This is a genomic window from Stenotrophomonas sp. STEN147 (assembly GCF_056757995.1).
The window spans coordinates 129,351-147,567 of the sequence record NZ_JBRRCG010000004.1 but is presented as its reverse complement, the minus strand read 5'-3'; the positions used below and the strand labels follow the sequence as shown (position 1 = coordinate 147,567).

General features: G+C 68.3%; 20 protein-coding genes. All 20 read left to right on the top strand.

The annotated features are described in order from the left end of the window. Position 1 precedes the first annotated feature (1 nt). The 20 genes from cydB to ACVOKU_RS06785 all read left to right on the top strand — a co-directional run bounded on the left by cydB (position 2) and on the right by ACVOKU_RS06785 (position 18,102). Complete coding sequence (gene cydB / locus ACVOKU_RS06880; RefSeq protein WP_065174269.1) at positions 2–1,015, top strand: cytochrome d ubiquinol oxidase subunit II; 1,014 nt, start codon at positions 2–4, stop codon at positions 1,013–1,015. A 214-nt stretch (positions 1,016–1,229) separates the two neighbouring features. Next, on the top strand, positions 1,230–1,973 hold the full coding sequence (locus ACVOKU_RS06875; protein WP_481559474.1) for a beta-ketoacyl synthase chain length factor: 744 nt from the start codon (positions 1,230–1,232) through the stop codon (positions 1,971–1,973). Beyond that, complete coding sequence (locus ACVOKU_RS06870) at positions 1,966–2,763, top strand: lysophospholipid acyltransferase family protein (protein WP_053518128.1); 798 nt, start codon at positions 1,966–1,968, stop codon at positions 2,761–2,763. The genes ACVOKU_RS06875 and ACVOKU_RS06870 overlap by 8 nt, the downstream gene beginning before the upstream one ends. Next, the gene (locus tag ACVOKU_RS06865; protein WP_053518072.1) at positions 2,750–3,007 is read left to right on the top strand and encodes a phosphopantetheine-binding protein; all 258 of its coding nucleotides are present in this window, start codon (positions 2,750–2,752) and stop codon (positions 3,005–3,007) included. Before ACVOKU_RS06870 ends, ACVOKU_RS06865 begins: the two co-directional genes overlap by 14 nt. A gap of 17 nt (positions 3,008–3,024) precedes the next feature. After that, on the top strand, positions 3,025–3,282 hold the full coding sequence (locus ACVOKU_RS06860; RefSeq protein ID WP_053518073.1) for an acyl carrier protein: 258 nt from the start codon (positions 3,025–3,027) through the stop codon (positions 3,280–3,282). Between the two features lie 22 nt (positions 3,283–3,304). After that, a complete protein-coding gene (locus ACVOKU_RS06855; RefSeq protein WP_053518075.1) occupies positions 3,305–3,856 on the top strand; it encodes a COG4648 family protein in 552 nt (183 codons plus the stop codon). After that, positions 3,849–5,534 carry an ApeI family dehydratase gene (locus ACVOKU_RS06850; protein ID WP_481559473.1) on the top strand — a complete coding sequence of 562 codons (1,686 nt, stop codon included), beginning with the start codon at positions 3,849–3,851 and terminating at the stop codon, positions 5,532–5,534. Before ACVOKU_RS06855 ends, ACVOKU_RS06850 begins: the two co-directional genes overlap by 8 nt. Next, positions 5,524–6,294, top strand: coding sequence for a glycosyltransferase family 2 protein (locus tag ACVOKU_RS06845; protein ID WP_481559472.1), 771 nt, complete (start codon positions 5,524–5,526; stop codon positions 6,292–6,294). The genes ACVOKU_RS06850 and ACVOKU_RS06845 overlap by 11 nt, the downstream gene beginning before the upstream one ends. Before the next feature lies 1 nt (position 6,295). Continuing rightward, positions 6,296–7,237, top strand: coding sequence for an LpxL/LpxP family acyltransferase (locus tag ACVOKU_RS06840; RefSeq protein WP_053518078.1), 942 nt, complete (start codon positions 6,296–6,298; stop codon positions 7,235–7,237). Beyond that, positions 7,227–8,777, top strand: coding sequence for an HAL/PAL/TAL family ammonia-lyase (locus ACVOKU_RS06835; RefSeq protein WP_481559471.1), 1,551 nt, complete (start codon positions 7,227–7,229; stop codon positions 8,775–8,777). The genes ACVOKU_RS06840 and ACVOKU_RS06835 overlap by 11 nt, the downstream gene beginning before the upstream one ends. Continuing rightward, the gene (locus tag ACVOKU_RS06830; RefSeq protein ID WP_481559470.1) at positions 8,770–9,186 is read left to right on the top strand and encodes an acyl-CoA thioesterase; all 417 of its coding nucleotides are present in this window, start codon (positions 8,770–8,772) and stop codon (positions 9,184–9,186) included. Before ACVOKU_RS06835 ends, ACVOKU_RS06830 begins: the two co-directional genes overlap by 8 nt. After that, the gene (locus tag ACVOKU_RS06825; protein ID WP_481559469.1) at positions 9,183–9,812 is read left to right on the top strand and encodes an outer membrane lipoprotein carrier protein LolA; all 630 of its coding nucleotides are present in this window, start codon (positions 9,183–9,185) and stop codon (positions 9,810–9,812) included. The genes ACVOKU_RS06830 and ACVOKU_RS06825 overlap by 4 nt, the downstream gene beginning before the upstream one ends. Further along, positions 9,805–12,159: an MMPL family transporter gene (locus ACVOKU_RS06820; RefSeq protein WP_481559468.1), complete on the top strand. Its 2,355-nt coding sequence runs from the start codon at positions 9,805–9,807 to the stop codon at positions 12,157–12,159. Before ACVOKU_RS06825 ends, ACVOKU_RS06820 begins: the two co-directional genes overlap by 8 nt. Positions 12,160–12,211: 52 nt before the next feature. Next, positions 12,212–13,462: an NAD(P)/FAD-dependent oxidoreductase gene (locus ACVOKU_RS06815; protein WP_065181428.1), complete on the top strand. Its 1,251-nt coding sequence runs from the start codon at positions 12,212–12,214 to the stop codon at positions 13,460–13,462. Continuing rightward, a complete protein-coding gene (locus ACVOKU_RS06810) occupies positions 13,462–14,007 on the top strand; it encodes a DUF3261 domain-containing protein (RefSeq protein WP_481559467.1) in 546 nt (181 codons plus the stop codon). Before ACVOKU_RS06815 ends, ACVOKU_RS06810 begins: the two co-directional genes overlap by 1 nt. Further along, positions 14,004–15,188: a beta-ketoacyl-[acyl-carrier-protein] synthase family protein gene (locus tag ACVOKU_RS06805; RefSeq protein ID WP_481559466.1), complete on the top strand. Its 1,185-nt coding sequence runs from the start codon at positions 14,004–14,006 to the stop codon at positions 15,186–15,188. Before ACVOKU_RS06810 ends, ACVOKU_RS06805 begins: the two co-directional genes overlap by 4 nt. Further along, a complete protein-coding gene (locus ACVOKU_RS06800) occupies positions 15,185–15,640 on the top strand; it encodes a hotdog family protein (RefSeq protein ID WP_481559465.1) in 456 nt (151 codons plus the stop codon). The genes ACVOKU_RS06805 and ACVOKU_RS06800 overlap by 4 nt, the downstream gene beginning before the upstream one ends. Continuing rightward, positions 15,637–16,368 carry a 3-ketoacyl-ACP reductase FabG2 gene (locus ACVOKU_RS06795; protein ID WP_053518094.1) on the top strand — a complete coding sequence of 244 codons (732 nt, stop codon included), beginning with the start codon at positions 15,637–15,639 and terminating at the stop codon, positions 16,366–16,368. Before ACVOKU_RS06800 ends, ACVOKU_RS06795 begins: the two co-directional genes overlap by 4 nt. Then, positions 16,368–17,606: a beta-ketoacyl-ACP synthase gene (locus ACVOKU_RS06790; protein ID WP_312555855.1), complete on the top strand. Its 1,239-nt coding sequence runs from the start codon at positions 16,368–16,370 to the stop codon at positions 17,604–17,606. The genes ACVOKU_RS06795 and ACVOKU_RS06790 overlap by 1 nt, the downstream gene beginning before the upstream one ends. Positions 17,607–17,661: 55 nt before the next feature. Beyond that, complete coding sequence (locus ACVOKU_RS06785) at positions 17,662–18,102, top strand: hypothetical protein (protein ID WP_053518098.1); 441 nt, start codon at positions 17,662–17,664, stop codon at positions 18,100–18,102. The last annotated feature ends 115 nt before the right edge of the window (positions 18,103–18,217 follow it).

Genomic DNA, 18,217 nt, shown 5'->3' with positions numbered 1-18,217 from the left:
CATGGACCTGGTGACCTGGCTGCCGGTGGCGTGGTTCGCGGTGATCGGCTTCGGCGTACTGATGTACGTGGTGCTGGACGGGTTCGTGCTGGGCATCGGCATCCTTGCGCCGTTCGCCGAGGACGAGGAGCAGCTCGACCTGATGATGAACACGGCTGCGCCCATCTGGGACGGCAACGAGACCTGGCTGGTGCTGGGCGGTGCTGGCCTGCTGGCGGCGTTCCCCAAGGCCTATGCGGTGCTGTTGTCGGCACTGTATCTGCCGGTGCTGCTGCTGGTGGTGGCACTGGTGTTCCGCGGCGTGGCCTTCGAATTCCGTTTCAAGGCGCATCGCTCGCGGCGGCTGTGGAGCGTGGCGTTCGCGCTTGGCTCGCTGCTGGCCACGTTCGCCCAGGGTGTGATCCTGGGCGCGCTGGTGCAGGGGCTGCCCCTGGTGGACGGGGTCTACCACGGCGGTGCGTTTGCCTGGTTCAGCCCGTTTGCGATGCTCACCGGCGCGGCGCTGGTCGCCGGTTACGCATTGCTGGGCAGCACCTGGCTGATCCTGAAGACCGAAGGGCGCGTGCAGGCGCTGGCGCGGCAGCTGACACGGCCGCTGGTGGTGGCGGTGATCGCAGCGATGGGCCTGGTCAGCAGCTGGCTGCCGTTCCTGGACTCGCGGCTGATGGCGCGGTGGTTCAGCGACGGCAACTTCTGGTGGCTGTCACCCGTGCCGTTGCTGACCCTGGCGGTGGCCGCTGCGTTGTGGCGAAGCGCCACGCATCCACGCCGCGACCTGCCGCCGTTCCTGCTCAGCCTGGCGCTGTTCATTCTCGGCTTCCTGGGCCTGGTGCTGGGCATGTGGCCGTACCTGCTGCCGCCCTCGATGACGTTGTGGCAGGCCGCCGCACCGGCGTCCTCGCTCGGCTTCACCCTGGTCGGGCTGGTCATTCTGCTGCCGGTCATCCTCGGCTATACGGCGTGGTCCTACCGGGTATTCCGCGGCAAAGTGCAGGCCGGAGCCGGTTACCACTGAGAAATGGTGTGCGGGGCCCTTGGTGCTGGCCCCGTGTTGTGCAATGTGAAACCTGCACACCCTGCGCAGGACGTGCTAGCGTGCGCTCCTTTCCGGCCGCCAGGGGGGCAGCCGGCGACGTCCTGGACGGACGCACGGCTGCAGGGACGGGGGGCCGCCGCGCGTCGCCGTAATGGCTCGTGCCATCGTTCTCCTGATGAAGCACCATCGCTAGATGATCGAATTCTCCATCGTCGACTGGGCTGCCTGGGCACCTGGCCTGAGCGAGCGCAGCCAGTGGCTGGGCTGGGCTGACGCGCCCTTCCTGCCACAGGGCGAGGGCGCGCCGGCGCTGTCCGAAGTGCCCGCGATGCAGCGCCGCCGCATCGAGCGGCTGGGGCGGATGGCGATCCAGACGGCCTGCTGGTGCGAGGATGGCCACGGGGCCGACAGCCAGGTACCGCTGGTGTTCGCCAGCCGTCATGGTGATGTGGCGCGCTCGATGGAGCTGCTCGGGGCGCTGGTGAACGAGCAGCCCCTGTCGCCCACCGGATTCGGCCTGTCGGTCCATAACGCGATCGCTGCGCTGTACTCGATCGCTCGTGGCCATCGTGGCAACTATCTGGCGCTGGCTGCCGGCCAGGCCACGGTGGAGGCCGCCTGCCTGGAGGCCGCCGGTCTGCTGGCCGATGGTGCCCGCGAAGTGCGGGTGGTGGTCTACGAGTCGCCGTTGCCCGAAGTTTACGCGGCGTTCGCCGACGAACCCGACCCGTTCTTCGCTTGGTGCTGGCGTGTAGTGGCGCCGACACAGGCGCTGCCGACGCTGTCGCTGCAGTGGGATGGCGCGCCGGCCCAGGCCACCGCCGTGCCCGGCCTGTTGCCGCACGCGTTGGACCTGCACCGTTTCCTGCTCGCGGGCGCGCCGGCGCTGGAACACGTTGCCAATGGCCAGCGCTGGCGCTGGAGCCGCCGTGGCTGAGGCGCTGCGCCGCCTCGATCTTGCCTGGCGGGTGGTGGGCACCGGCCTGAGTTTTGCTGCGTTCGGCATCGGCGGCCTGCTGCTGGGCGCCGTGGTGATGCCGGTCCTGCTGCTGATGCGTGATCCGGTGGCCCGCCGCCGTCGCGCCCGCCGCGTGGTGCAGGTGGCGTTCGCCAGCCACCTGCGGCTGATGCGCGGGCTCGGGGTGATGACCTATGAGATCGAAGGGCGCGAGCGCCTGCAGCGCGACGGCCTGCTGGTCCTGGCCAACCACCCCACCCTGATCGACGTGGTCTGCCTGGTCTCGCTGCTGCCCAATGCCGACTGCGTGGTCAAACGGGCGGTGGCCCGCAACCCGTTCATGCGGGGCCCGGTCCGGGCCGCCGGCTACATTTCCAATGACGACGGGGCCGGCCTGGTCGATGACTGCGTGGCCGCGGTACGGGCCGGCGGCAGCCTGGTCATCTTCCCGGAAGGGACCCGCAGCGTACCGGGCCAGTCGCCGAGGCTTCAGCGTGGGGCCGCCAATATCGCCGTCCGCGGCCGGCTGGACATCACGCCGGTGCGGATCACCTGTACCCCGCCAACCCTGAGCAAAGGGCAGAAATGGTATCGTGTGCCCTCACGTCGCTTTCACGTTCGGCTGCAGATCGGCGAAGATATCCCGATCGCGCCATTCCTGGCCGAAGACGACGCGCCAAGGGGGGATGCCTTGGCAGCACGCCGCGTCACCGAGCACCTTTCTCGTTATTTCGACCTGTCTGGAGATTCGACCCGTGCAAGCACTTGAGCACGAGATCAAGGAATTGATCATTTCCTCGCTTTCACTGGAGGACATCACGCCGGAGGACATCGATCCGACCGCGCCGCTGTTCGTCGAGGGCCTGGGCCTGGATTCGATCGACGCCCTGGAACTGGGCCTGGCGCTGCAGAAGAAGTACGGTGTGAGCCTGTCGTCCGACTCGGAAGAGACCCGGCGCCATTTCTCCAGCGTGCGCGCGCTCGGCGAGTTCGTCGCCGCCCGCCAGTCGTAACGGCGCCAGGAGCTGCCATGACCAAGAATGAACTGTTCGAACGCATCGTCAACATCCTGACCGACAGCTTCGAGATCGAACCGGCCCGGATCACCCCCGAGGCCCGTCTCTATGACGACCTGGACATCGACAGCATCGATGCGGTCGACCTGATCGTGCAGCTCAAGCCGCTGCTCGGCCGCAACCTGCAGCCGGAAGCGTTCAAGGCCGTGCGCACCGTGCAGGACATCGTGGATGTCGTGCACCGGCTGCTGCCGGACCAGGCAGCAGCCTGACCGCAGCGCGGGCGGCTCCGCCTTGGCACGCGCGCGTACGGTCGTGGTGGCGGCGATTTCGCTGGCCTACCCGCTGCTCGTCTACCTGGCGATGGGCCGCTTCGAGCCGCGCTGGCTGGCACTGCTGCTGTTCACCCTGGCGTTGCTGCGTGCCCTGAGCACGCGCCAGCCGCTGTGGTGGGCTGCCGCAGCCGGTACCGGACTGCTGGCGGTGCTGGCCACCGTGCTCAACCAGGCGCTGCCGCTGAAGCTGTACCCGGCGCTGGTGAACGTGGTGATGCTGTGCGTGTTCGCCATCAGCCTGCGGTTCGGGCCGCCCCTGGTGGAGCGCCTGGCGCGGCTGCAGGAGCCGGACCTGCCACCGTTCGCGGTGGCCTATACCCGCCGCGTCACCCAGGTGTGGTGCGGCTTCTTCGTTCTCAACGGCAGTCTGGCCCTGCTCACCGCGCTGTACGCATCGGATCGGGTCTGGATGCTCTACAACGGATTGTTGGCGTACGTGATGATGGGCGTATTGTTCGCAGGCGAATGGCTGGTGCGGCGACGGGTGAAGGCGGCGCACGCCCATGGCTGAGTGGATTGCCCTGGACCGGCTGCTGCGGGATGCGCGGCCGCAGCGTGCTGTCGGCATCCGCGATGGCGAAGTGGTCGACCATCAGCAATTCCGTCAGCGCGTACTGGCCTGGCGTACGGCATTTGCCGCCACTGGCGGCCGTGACTGGGCGCTGTACTTCGATGATGCCGTGTCGTTCGCCGAGGCGCTGTTCGGTGCCTGGCACGCCGGCAAGCGGGTGTTCCTGGCCGCCGACAACCTGCCCGCCACGCTGCAGGCCCTGCAGCCGCAGGTGAGCGGTTTTGCCGGTGACGTTTCCCGTGATTACCGGCCACTGATGATGGCGGCCGCCGGTGCGCAGGTCGAGCTGGATGCGTTGGACGAGCATGCCTGCGAGCTGTGCGTGTTCACGTCGGGCAGCACCGGCGAACCCACTGCGATCGACAAGCGCCTGGACCAGCTGGCGCGCGAGGTCGATGCGTTGCAGGCCGCGTTCGGCGCACAGCTGGAAGGCGCGCAGGTGCATGGCACGGTGTCGCACCAGCACATCTACGGCCTGCTGTTCCGCGTGCTGTGGCCGCTGGCCGCCGGTCGCCTGATCCATCCGCGGCGGTTCTTCCATGAGGATCTGGTCGCTGCGCTGGCGGGCACGCAGACAGTGCTGGTGGCGACCCCGGCGCACCTCAAGCGCCTGCCTGCGCAGCTGGATTGGGCCAGCCTGCAGGGCCACCTGCGCGCTGTGTTCTCCTCTGGCGGCCCGCTGCCGGAAGAGGCAGCGCGGCAGGTGCGGCAATGGATGGCCGTCGCACCGACCGAGGTCTACGGCAGCAGCGAGACCGGCGGCATCGCCTGGCGTCGCTGGGATACCGATCTTCCGCCCTGGCAGCCGCTTCCGGGGGTGCAGTGGAGAATCGAGGGAGGCTGCCTGGCGGTGGCTTCACCCCATCTGCAGAGCCGCGACTGGTGGTGCACGCAGGATCGGGTGGAAGCGCTGGCCGAGGGGTGCTTCCGCCTGCTCGGCCGCGCCGACCGCATCGTCAAGATCGAAGAGCGCCGCGTTTCGCTCGATGCGCTGGAACGTGCGTTGCGCGACGACGCGGACGTCGATGACGTGCGCGTGCTGGTGCTGCCTGGCCAGCGCGAGCAGCTGGCGGCCGTGGTGGTGCCGGCCGATGCGGCACTGCTCGATGCCGATGATGCCGCGCGCCGCGCGCTGGGCCAGCGGCTGGGCGCGCGCCTGGCACAGAGCCATGACGCCGTGACCCGTCCGCGCCGCTGGCGGCTGGTACCCACGCTGCCGGTGAACGCGCAGGGCAAGGTGACCCAGGCCGCGCTGGTGGCCTTGTTCCAGCCGTCGATGCCGGTGCCGGTATGGGATCGGCGCGAGGCGGCCAGCGCTACCCTGCGCATGACCCTGGACCCGGCGCTGCGCCCGTTCCAGGGACATTTCCCGCAGGCCGCGATCCTGCCCGGCGTGGCCCAGGTGGACTGGGCGGTGCGCTTTGCCCGGCAGGCCTTTGCGATGCCGGAGGGGTTCGTGCGCATGGATGCGGTGAAGTTCCAGCATGTGGCGCGTCCGGGCGACGAGCTGACGCTGCATCTGGACTGGGATACCGCGCGCAACGTGCTGGTCTTCCGCTATGCCTCCGTGCATGGCGTACACGCCAGTGGCAGGATGGTCTTCGCCGATGCGCAGTGATCCGGCCGATGCCGGTGCCGCGTTCGCGCCACTGGTGGTGATTCCCGTCTACGATCACGAACATGCTGTCGCCGCGGTGGTCGATGGCGTGCAGCGCGCTGGCCTGCCCTGCCTGCTTGTGGACGATGGCTCGCACGCATCATGTGCTTCGGTGCTGCAGGCGCTGGCACAGCGTGAAGGGGTCGATCTGCTGCGTCTGCAGGTCAACCAGGGCAAGGGTGGGGCGATGCTGGCGGGCTTCGCCGAGGCCGCAAGGCGGGGCTGCAGCCACGTGCTGCAGATCGATGCCGACGGCCAGCATGACACCGGCGACCTGCCGCGCTTCATCGCGGCCGCGCGTGCGCGGCAGGACGCGGTGATCTGCGGCATTCCCGCCTACGACGCCAGTGTGCCCAGGGCCCGCCTGTACGGTCGCTACGTAACGCATGTCTGGGTCTGGATCAACACGCTGTCGCTGCATCTGCGCGACACCATGTGTGGTTTCCGTGTCTATCCACTGCCTCCGGTGCTGAGCCTGATGGGCGAAGAGACCATCGGCCGGCGCATGGATTTCGATACCGAAGTGATGGTGCGGCTGTACTGGCGGCAGGTGCCGGTGGAACATCTGGCGACGCGGGTGACCTATCCGGCAGACGGTGTCTCGCATTTCGATGTGTGGCGCGACAACGTACGCATCAGCCGCATGCACGCGCGCCTGTTCTTCGGCATGCTCCGGCGCGCACCGCGCCTGCTCTGGCGCCGCCTGCAGGGGCAGCGCTGAGATGGCCGCCCCCCAAGGTGCGCCGCACTGGGCCGACATCGGTGAATCCACATCGGTGGCCGGCGTGTTGTTCCTGTGCTGGGTGCATCGGTGGTTCGGGCGCTGGCCGTTCCGCCTGTGCGTGTGGCCGGTGGTGCTCTGCCACTGGCTGGGCAACCGCGTGGCCCGGCAGGCATCGCTGCAGTATCTGCAGCGGTTGCAGGCACACAGTGGCGCGCTGGGCCGCGAGCCGACGCGGCGCGACAGCCTGCGCCATTTCTTCGCGTTCGCCGACACTCTGCTCGACAAGATCCTCGGCCTGGGCGGGCGGTATCCGCCCGAGCGCATCCAGCTGCGGCGCGATCTGGTGCTGGACAGGATCGCGCGCCGCGAAGGCGGGCTGATCCTGACCGCCCACATCGGCTGCCTGGAGTTGTGCCAGGTGCTGGCCGAACAGGTGCCGGGGTTCCGCATCACCGTGCTGGTGCACACCGCGCACGCGCAGCGCTTCAATCGCCTGCTGCAGCGGCTGGACCCGCTGGCAACGGTGGAGCTGGTGCAGGTCACCGCGATGGGGCCGGCCACGGCGATGATGCTGTCCGAGCGCGTGGCTGCCGGTGGCTTCGTGGCCATCGTCGGTGACCGCACGCCGGTGCAGGGTGGACGCAGCGTCACCGCGGATTTTCTCGGCCACCGTGCCCCGTTCCCCATCGGTGCCTACGTGCTGGCGGCGGCACTGGGCTGCCCGGTGTACACCATGGCCTGCCTGCATGAAGGCCAGGGGTACCGGGTCGCCTTCGAGCAGTTCGCCGATCGCATCGTGCTGCCGCGTGGCTCGCGGGATGCGGCACTGGCGGGGCAGGCACAGCGTTTCGCGCAGTGGCTCGAACTGCAGGTCATCCAGTCCCCGCTGGACTGGTTCAATTTTTTCCCCTTCTGGGATCAGGCTCCGCATGACGACTGACGCCGTACCCGTGTGCCGCTTTGGCGATGCACCGTTGACCATCGAAGACGTGGTGGCGCTGGCCCATCGCCAGTGCGAGGCCGCGCTGAGCGACGCCCCGGCCTTCCGTGCCCACATCCAGCATGGTGCCGATTTTCTCGACCGCCTGCTGCGCGAGGACGGGGTGATCTACGGCGTGACGACCGGCTACGGCGATTCGTGCACGGTGAACATCCCGCCGGCGCTGGTAGCCGAGTTGCCGCACCACCTGTACACCTACCATGGCTGCGGACTGGGCCGTTACCTGGACCCGGCCGAGACCCGCGCAGTGCTGGCTGCCCGTTTGGCCTCGCTGGTACGTGGCATGTCCGGTGTCAGCGTGGCCCTGCTGGAAGGCCTGGCCACGCTGTTGCGGCATGACGTGCTGCCGATGATCCCGGCGGAGGGATCGGTCGGCGCCAGCGGTGACCTGACGCCGCTGTCATACGTGGCGGCGGTGCTGTGCGGCGAGCGCGAGGTCCTGCACGATGGCCGCGTGCAACCGGCTGCCGGAGTACTGGCGAGCATCGGCATGGTCCCGCTGAAGCTGCGGCCGAAGGAAGGCCTGGCGATCATGAACGGCACTGCGGTGATGACCGGCCTGGCCTGCCTGGCCTGGCAGCGTGCCGACTACCTGGCGCGCCTGGCCACCCGCCTGACCGCATTCAACGTGCTGGCCAGCGACGGCAACGCGCACCATTTCGACGAAACCCTGTTCGCGGCCAAGCCGCATCCGGGCCAGGCCCGCATCGCCGCACGGCTGCGCCGCGACCTGCACAGCGAACGGCCGCCGCGCAACGAACAGCGCCTGCAGGATCGTTACTCGCTGCGCTGCGCCCCGCACGTGATCGGCGTGCTGGAAGACAGCCTGCCCTTCCTGCGGCAGCTGATCGAAACCGAGCTGAACAGCGCCAACGACAACCCGCTGATCGATGCCGACGGCGAGCGCATCCTGCACGGCGGCCACTTCTACGGCGGCCATATCGCACTGGCAATGGACACGCTGAAGAACACCGTGGCCAACCTTGCCGACCTGCTCGACCGGCAGCTGGCGCTGGTGGTGGATGCACGCTACAACCACGGCCTGCCCGCCAATCTGTCGGCGGCTACCGGCCCGCGGGCAGCAATCAACCACGGGCTGAAGGCGCTGCAGATCAGCGTCTCGGCGTGGACCGCCGAAGCGTTGAAGCAGACCCTTCCGGCCAGTGTGTTCTCGCGCTCGACCGAATGCCACAACCAGGACAAGGTCAGCATGGGCACCATCGCCGCGCGCGACTGCCTGCGTGTGATCGAACTGACTGAACAGGTGGTGGCCGCGATGCTGATTGCCGCCCGCCAGGGCCTGGCACTGCGCGAGCGCGTTGGCCTGAACGCGCAGCTGCATGGCAGTCTGGCTGACATGTATGTGGACCTGGGGCAGCGCATCGCGCTGGTCGAGGAAGACCGCGCGCTGGATCGCGAACTGCGGGAACTGCTGGTGGAGATCCGCGCGCAACGTTGGGAACTGTATTCCGGTGAATGACCTGGTCTGTGAAATCGAGCTGCGCCCCGCCTTCCACGACTGCGATCCGATGAACGTGGTCTGGCACGGCAACTACTTCAAGTATCTGGAGATTGCCCGGTGTGCGCTGCTGCAGCGCCACGACTACGACTACCCGCAGATGCTCGCATCGGGCTACCTGTGGCCGGTGGTCGACGCGCGCGTGAAATACGTGCGACCGCTGCTGTTCAACCAGCGGCTGCGGGTGCGTGCGCGCATTGTCGAATGGGAGAACCGGCTGAAGATCGACTACGAGATCCTGGATGCGGAAAGCGGCCAGGTGGCCACCCGGGCCATGACCATCCAGGTCGCGGTGGATGCCGCCAGCAAGGAGATGCTGTACCAATGCCCGCCGGTACTGTGGGAACGTCTGGGAGTGCCCGCGCCATGAACATGGTCGCCCGTCTTCCAGGCGTGCTGCTGTGCGCGCTGCTGCTGGTGGCCGCACCGCGTGTACAGGCGGCCGATCCTGCCGTCGACGCGATCACCCAGGCGGTGGCGCGTCCGGAGGTGCTGCGTGGCCAGTTCAGCCAGGAAAAGCAGGTCAGTGGCTTCAGGAATCCGCTGCGCTCGCACGGCCGGTTCGTGGTCGCGCGCCAGCACGGCGTGATCTGGACCACGCTCACGCCGTTCCCCTCCGAGGTGGTGGTCACCGCCGACCGCATCCTCAGCCGCCAGCGCGATGGCAGCGCCCGCGTCGAACTCGATGCACGGCAGCAGCCGGCGATGCGCTCGGTGAATGCGATCATGTTCGCGCTGATGAGTGGCGACGTGCAGGCACTCTCCGGCCAGTTCAACGTGGCGGCCAGCCGTGAAGGGCAGGGCTGGCGCCTGCGATTGACACCGAAGTCGGCGATGCTGGCCAAGGCCTTCGAGTCGCTGACGCTGCAGGGTGACCGCTACGTGCGCCAGGTCGAGATCGTCGAGGCGAACAAGGACCGCACGCAGATCCAGTTCAGCGCGTTGAGTGAAGCCCCCGCCACGCTGAACCCCGACGAGGCGCGCCGCTTTGAGTGACGCCGTGGCGTTGAACGCACCGGACCGGTTGCGGCGTTGGTGGCATTGGCTGGGCATCGCCTGGCTGGTGTTGCTGCTGGTACTGGGCGTGCAGCAGTGGCGCCTGTGGAGCCAGGAGTCGCGGATCGATACCGACATCCTCGCGCTGCTGCCGCAGGATGCGCATGACCGCCTGTTGAGCGATGTCACCCGGCGCATCGCCGATGGCAGTTCGCGGCAGGTGGTGGTGCTGCTCGGCAGCCAGGATGGCGCCGCCGCCAAGCGGGCGCAGGCCGCGTTCGCTGCGGCCATGGCTGAAGATGCCGAGAGCGCTTTGCTGGTGCCCAGTGGGTCCATTGAAGGCTGGTTCGACGAGGCGCGTGCGTTCTACGCGCCGTATCGCGACCGCCTGCTGACCCCGGCCCAGCGTGACCAGCTGCAGAGCACGGAAACCGGTGCGCTGGCCGAACAGGCACTCGCCGCGCTGTACGGGCCGATGGGTGCTCCGCGGCTCACCGAATGGCGGCAGGATCCGCTGTCGTTGTGGCCGCAGTGGTGGCAGCAGCAGGCGCAGGGTTCGGGCTTGCGGCTGGGTGATGATGGCCTGCTTGAAGCCGAGGGCAAGCATTGGGCGGCGCTGCAGTTCGATACGCCGGGTTCGGCGTTCCAGCTCGATGGCGAGCGCCATCTTGATGGCCTGCTGGAGCGGGCCGGGAAGGCGGCCAGGGCCGCAGCGCCTGAGCTGGAGATCCTGCATGCCGGCGTGCCACTGCACGCCGAAGCCGCTGCGGTGCAGGCCAACCGCGAGATCAACACCATCGGTTGGGGCTCACTGGCCGCGGTACTGCTGCTGGTGTGGCTGGCGTTCCGTTCGCTGCGGCCGATCCTGCTGGTGGCCGCGTCGCTGCTGATCGGTTGCGGCGTGGCGCTGGCGGTGACCGTGCTGGTGTTCGGCAAAGTGCATGTGCTGACCCTGGTGTTCGGTGCATCGCTGGTGGGTGTAGCGGAGGACTACGGCATCCACTGGTTTGCGTCGCGCCAGGCCGAACCGGCCGACCGTCGCTGGAAGCTGCTGCGGCATCTGCTGCCCGGCCTGTGGCTGGCGCTGTTGACCAGTGCGCTGGCCTACCTCGCGTTGGGCCTGGCCCCGTTCCCGGGCCTTCGCCAGATGGCGCTGTTCTCGGTGGTGGGCCTGGCAGCAGCGTTCCTCACGGTGATCTTCTGGTTCCCGTGGCTCGACGGTGGCGAGATCCGCCAGACCCGCTTCTCGCAGTGGCTGGGCAATACGCTGGAACGTTTCCCGCGCCTGCACGGCCGGCGCCCGGTGGCGATCTTCGTGATGGCCGCGCTGGCGCTGTCCGCGGTGGGCATCGCGCGCCTGCACAGCAACGACGACCTGCGCAGCCTGCAGTCGTCTCCACCGGCGCTGATGGCCCAGCAGATCCGCCTGAGCCAGCTGCTGGGCATGCCCAGCCCGGCACAGTTCTACCTGGTGCAGGGCAGCGATGCCGCCCAGCTGTTGCAGCGCGAAGAGGCGTTGACCGAACGCTTGCGTGTACTGGCCGATGACAAGCGCATTGGTGGCTACCGCGCGATCAGTGACTGGCTGCCATCACCGGCCCGGCAGCAGGCCGATGCTGCGCTGACCGCGAAGGTGGAGCCCGGCGTGCTGTCGGCTGTGTCCGAAGCCGTGGGCGAGCCGCTGCAGCGACCGCAGTTTGCCGCAGCGCCGCTCACCGCCGACGCCTTCCTGGCCTCGCCGGCCTCGCAGCCGTTCCGCCACCTGTGGGTGGGTAAGGTCGGTGGCCAGATGATCAGCGTGGTGATGGTCGATGACCTGTCGCGTGCCGATGCTCTGGCCACGCTGGAACGTGCCGCCGAAGGTCTGCCCGGCGTGCGCTGGGTAGACCGCACCTCCGATTTCTCCACGCTGCTGGGCCACTACCGCAAGCTGATGGGCGGGCTGCTGCTGGTCGGCATCGCACTGGTGTTCGGCGCGCTGTGGCTGCGCTATCGCCGCCAGGCCTGGCGCGTGTTCGCCCCGACCCTGATCGCCGGTGCGCTGACCCTGGGCCTGCTGGGCCTGTTCGGCCAGCCGCTGCAGCTGTTCAACGTGCTGGCGCTGATGCTGCTGCTGGGCATGGGCATCGATTACGGCATCTTCCTGATCGAGCATCGTGGCGACGCCAGTGCATGGCTGGCGGTGTGCGTGGGTGCGGCCAGTACCTGGCTGTCGTTCGGCCTGCTGGGGCTGTCGCAGACCCCGGCGCTGCGCGCGTTCGGCCTGACCCTGCTGTTCGGTATCGGGCTGGTCTGGCTGATCTCGCCGCTGTTCCGGCCGCCGCCGCATGATCTGCCGGCGGCCTGAGTCCACCTTCGGCTTTTCTTCTCTCCCTCTATCGAGCAACAAGGACGCCCCGATGAGTACTGCTGTGGATGCTGTGGAACGCACCGAAATCCTGATCATCGGCGCCGGCCCGGCCGGTTCCGTGGCTGCTGCGATGCTGCGCCGGCAGGGTCGCCAGGTGCTGATGATCGAACGCCAGCAGTTCCCGCGTTTCTCGATCGGTGAAAGCCTGCTGCCGCAGAGCATGGAGTACATCGAAGCGGCAGGGCTGTTGCAGGATGTGGTCGAAGCCGGCTTCCAGCACAAGAATGGCGCGGCCTTCGTGCATGGCCAGGCGCGTACCGCATTCGACTTCAGGAAGAAGTTCTCGCCCGGCTGGGGCACCACCTACCAGGTGCAGCGCGCCGACTTCGACAACGTGCTGGCGCGGGGCGCCGAGCGGATGGGTACCACGCTGCGTTTCGGCGACGAGGTGCTGTCGGTCGAGCCGGGCGAGCAGCCTGCCGTCAACGTGCGCCGTCCCGATGGCAGTGAGTACCGCATCGAGGCCGATTTCATCCTCGACGCCTCCGGCTTCGCGCGGTTGCTGCCGCGCCTGCTGGATCTGGAGTCACCCTCCAACTTCCCGGTGCGTGGCGCGATCTTCTGCCACGTGCGTGACAACATTCCGGCCGAAGCGGACTTCGACCGCAACAAGATCCTCATCACGACCCACCCCGAGCACATCGACGTCTGGTACTGGACGATCCCGTTCTCCAACGGCTGCTGCTCGCTGGGCGTGGTGGCCGAACCCTCGTTCTTCGATCGCTACGAAGGCGACGACCTGCAGAAGCTGCAGGCCATCGTCGGCGAGGATCCGAACCTGACCCGCCTGCTGGCCAATGCCGAATGGGCGGTGCTGCCGGTACGCCGCATCACGGGCTATTCGGCCAATGTCCGTTCGCTGTGGGGCCCGGGCTATGCGCTGCTTGGCAACGCTGGCGAGTTCCTCGACCCGGTGTTCTCCTCGGGCGTGACCATTGCCTTCAAATCGGCGCAGCTGGCCAGTGAGTGCCTGGCGCGCCGTTATGCCGGGCAGGCCGTGGACTGGGAGGCCGAGTTCTCCGTTCCGCTGCGTGCCGGCGTGAAAACCTTCCGCCGTTTCGTCGAAAGCTGGTACCAGGGCGGCTTCCAGAAGATCATCTACCACCCCGACCCGCAGCCGGACGTGCGCGACATGATCAGTTCCATCCTGGCCGGATACGCCTGGGACACCAACAACCCCTACGTGGCCGACCCCAGCGGCCGTCGCATGCGCGTGCTGGAGGAACTGTGCGGCGCCTGATGGCCCTTTCCGCTGCAGTGCTGCTGTGCCTGCTGCTGGTCGCCTGTGCCGGGCGCATGCCACGCCCGCAGGTGCAGCTGCCACCGCTGCGGCTGTCGCCGGCCAGCCTGCCAGCGCCGCTGGCACTGCAGCAGCAGCTGCATTTCCGGTTCGGCAGCCATGAGCGCGATCTCGATGCGCTGCTCGAAGCCGACGCACAGCAGGTGCGGCTGGCGGTGCAGGCCATGGGCCAGACCGGCGTGCGCCTGCAGTGGGATGGCCGGCAACTGACCCAGCAGCGTGCGCCGTGGCTGCCGCCGCAGGTGCGTGCCGAACGCGTACTGGATGACCTGCAGTTCGCGTTGTGGCCGACCGCAGCGATCGCTGCGGCATTGCCGGCGGGCTGGGAGGTCAGCGATGACGGTCGCCAGCGCAGCCTGTCCCGCAGCGGTACGGTCTGGCTGCAGCTGCGGCGCCTGGACGATGGCAGCGTCCAGCTGGAGAACCGTGCCGAGGGTTACGCCCTGCGCATCGAATCGATCGACATGGCCGGGCAGGAGCGATGAATACACCGATCTACCTGAACGACCTCGGCCTGGTCTGCGCGCTGGGCGAAGGCCGCGGCGCCGTGGCATCGGCGCTGTTCGCCGATGCTCCGGGCGGCCTGAGCGACAACGACCGCCTGCTGCCGGGGCGTACCCTGGCGCTGGGTGAAGTGCGCACGCCATTGCCGACGCTGGAAGACCTGCCGGTGTCCCTGCGCGGGCGCAACAATGCATTGCTGGAGGTCGCGCTGGCGCAGATCGCGCCTGCGGTCGGCGCGGCCATTGCACGCCATGGCGCCGATCGGGTGGCGGTGGTGCTGGGCACCAGCACCTCCGGCATCGGCGAATCGGAGCAGGCACTGCGGACCCATGCGGAGCAGGGCTGCTGGCCTGAAGGTTTCGATTACGCACAGCAGGAGATGGGCACCACCGCGCAGTTCGTGCGTCAGCGCAGCGGCGCGCAGGGCCCGGCGTGGACCCTGTCCACTGCCTGTTCGTCCAGTGCCAAGGCGCTGATGTCGGCCGCGCGAATGCTGCGTGCCGGCACCGTCGATGCGGTCATCGCCGGGGGTGCCGACTCGCTGTGCCGCTTCACCGTGGCAGGCTTCAATGCGCTCGAATCGGTCTCGGCCGTGCGCTGCAATCCCTTCTCGCAGCATCGTGCCGGCATCAACATCGGCGAGGGCGCTGCGCTGTTCCTGCTGACCCGCGAACCTGGCCCGGTATGCCTGGCCGGATGGGGCGAGTCCGCCGATGCGCATCACATGTCGGCGCCGGATCCGCAGGCCCTTGGCGCCATCGACGCCCTGCAGCAGGCGCTGCATCGTGCCGGCTGGTCGCCCGCCGATGTCGACTACGTGAACCTGCACGGCACTGCCACCGGCCACAACGATGCGATGGAAAGCCTGGCGGTGGCGCAGGTACTGGGCAATGACGTGCCCTGCAGTTCCACCAAGCCACTCACTGGCCACACCCTGGGTGCATCGGGGGCGATCGAGGCGGCGCTGTGCTGGATCGTGCTTGCCGAGAACGGCCGGCAGCAGCTGCCACCGCACTGGTGGGATGGCATCGCCGATCCGGCTCTGCCGCCGCTGCCGCTGGTGGCGCCGGCCACCTGCCTGGCGCAGCCGCCCCGGCGCGTGCTGAGCAACTCGTTCGCCTTCGGCGGCAGCAACGCCGTGCTGGCACTGGAGTGCGGATGAATACGGTGTATGCCATTGAAGACGTGGTGCCCCACCGGCAGGACATGTGCCTGCTGGAGCGCATCATGCACTGGGACGAGGACGGCATCGAGGCCGAGCTGGTCGTGCCGGCGAGCGGGCTGTTCGTCGAGGATGGGCAGGTGCCGGCCTGGATCGGCATCGAATACATGGCGCAGGCCATCGCGGCCTGGGCCGGCTGCCGTGCACGCGCTGCCGGCAACCGGCCGCAGCTCGGATTCCTGCTGGGCAGTCGTCGTTATGGCAGCCACCGCAGCGGTTTTCCGGTGGGCAGCCGCCTTCGCGTACAGGCGCGCTGCGAGCTGTTGGGCGACAATGGACTGGGGATGTTCGCCTGCCGGATCCTGGCAGGCGACGAAGAATGGGCGACCGCCAACGTGTCGGTGTACGAACCTGCCGACGCGATGGCCTATCTGGAGAGTGGACAGGCATGACAGGGAATCGGAGCGTGCTGGTCACCGGCGCCAGTCGGGGCATCGGCCGGGCCATCGCGCTGCGCGTCGCGCGCGATGGGTTCGACGTAGCCGTGCACTGCCGCAGCCGCGTGGACGAGGCGCAGGCAGTGGTGGACGAAATCCAGGCACTGGGCCGGCAGGCCCGCGTGCTGGCGTTCGATGTGGCCGACCGGGATGCCGCACGCGGCGCATTGGAGGCCGATGTCGAGGCGCACGGCGCGTACTACGGCGTGGTGTGCAATGCCGGTATCGCCCGCGACGGCGCATTTCCTGCGTTGTCGTCCGAAGACTGGGACCAGGTCATCCACACCAACCTGGACGGCTTCTACAACGTGCTGCATCCGCTCATCATGCCGATGGTGCGGCGGCGCCGGCCCGGTCGCATCGTCACCCTGTCGTCGGTGTCCGGGCTGGCCGGCAACCGCGGCCAGGTCAACTACAGCGCGGCCAAGGCCGGCATCATCGGTGCCACCAAGGCGCTGGCGCTGGAGCTGGCGAGCCGCCAGATCACCGTCAACTGCGTGGCCCCGGGCCTGATCGAGACCGAAATGCTCAACGATGAAGTGGTCGAACACGCCCTGAAGCTGATTCCGGCCGGCCGCGTCGGGCATCCCGATGAGGTGGCCGCAACGGTCGCGTTCCTGCTGTCCGAGCCGGCCGGCTACATCACCCGGCAGGTGATCTCGGTCAACGGGGGCATGCTCTGATGGCCGCTGATCGTCGCGTCGTGGTGACCGGTGCCGCTGCCATCAGCCCGCTTGGCCACGACTGGCCCACCATCCACGCGCACCTGCGCAGCTGCCGCAACGCAGTGCGCACCATGCCGGAATGGGATGTCTACGCGGGCCTGAACACCAAGCTGGCCGCGCCCGCGCAGGACTTCGCGCTGCCGCCGAACTACAACCGCAAGACCACCCGCTCGATGGGCAAGGTCGCGATCATGTCGGTGCGCGCCACCGAGATGGCCCTGCGCGAGGCCGGCCTGCATGAGCATCCGGTGCTGCGCAGCGGCCGCACCGGTGTGGCCTACGGTTCGTCCTCCGGCAGCCACGAAGCGACCGGCGAGTTCGGGCGCATGCTCAACGAGTTCACCACCGATGGCATCAGCGCCACCACGTACCTGAAAATGATGAGCCATACCGCGCCGGTCAACATCGGCGTGTTCTTCGGCCTGTCAGGGCGTGTCTACACCACCTCCAGCGCCTGCACGTCGGGCAGCCAGGGCGTCGGAGCGGCGTATGAAGCCATCCGCAGCGGCAAGCAGACGGTGATGGTGGCCGGCGGTGCCGAGCAGCTCGACGCCACCGCTGCAGCGGTGTTCGACACCCTGTTCGCCACCAGCGTGCGCAACGATGCGCCGCAGTCGACGCCGCGGCCCTTCGATGCAGGCCGCGACGGCCTGGTACTGGGCGAGGGCGCCTGCACGCTGATCCTGGAGGACATGGAGCACGCCCTCGCACGCGGTGCGTCCATCCTTGCCGAGGTGGTCGGCTACGGAACCAACAGCGACGGCCAGCACGTCACCCAGCCCAGCGCCGACACCATGGCCCAGGCCATGCGCCTGGCCCTGGAGGACGCCGGGCTCGACGCGGCGCGGATCGACTACGTCAACGCCCACGGCACCGCCACCGATCACGGCGACATCGCCGAGACACAGGCCACCGCGCAGGTGTTCGGCAGCCGCGTACCGATCAGCTCGCTGAAGAGCTACGTCGGGCACATGCTCGGCGCGTGCGGAGCGTTCGAAGCCTGGCTGAGCATCGAGATGATGCGTGCCGGCTGGTTCGCGCCGACCCTCAACCTGGCCGAGGTCGATCCGCGCTGCGGCCAGCTGGATTTCATCACCGGGCACGGCCGCGATCTGCAGGCCGAGTACGTGATGAGCAACAACTTCGCCTTCGGCGGCATCAATACCTCGCTGGTATTCCGCCGCTGGAGCGAATGACCCCCGCACCCCATCCGCACCACCCCCAACGCACCCCGGACAAGGAGATGTTTCGATGCGCCGCACCCTGATGATCGCCAGTGCCACCCTTCTGCTGGCTGTGACCGCCACGGCTTCCGCCCGTGACACCCGAGTCGAGCAGTCCCTGCAGGAACTTGTCAGCTCGCAGGCCGCCCGCGATGCCGGCATCGATGGCAGCGTGCGGTTCTATCTGGCCGGTCAGCCGGTCAGCGTGCAGCAGCGTCTGGGTGAAGACGTCACCAACCGGAAGACCAACGCCGCCAACAAGAGCGATGCCGAAGCCTGCCGCTGGGTGGCGCTGTCGGCGCTGCGCGCACTGCAGGACGGCGCCCGCTCGCGTGGCGCCAATGCGGTGGTCGACATCGTCAGCTACTACAAGAAGAACGAGTTCAGGAGCGCCAGCAACTATGAGTGCTGGGCGGGCACGTTCGTGGCCGGCGTCGCCCTGAAGGGCACCTACGCCAAGGTCAAGTAAGCATCCGTGTGGCGGCGGCCGAGGCTGAACGCCGCCGCCACATTGCTGAACCCCGCCGGGGAAACGCCGTCGATCCTGCCGGCATCGTCGGCCGACGGCTTTCCCCGGTGTCGGC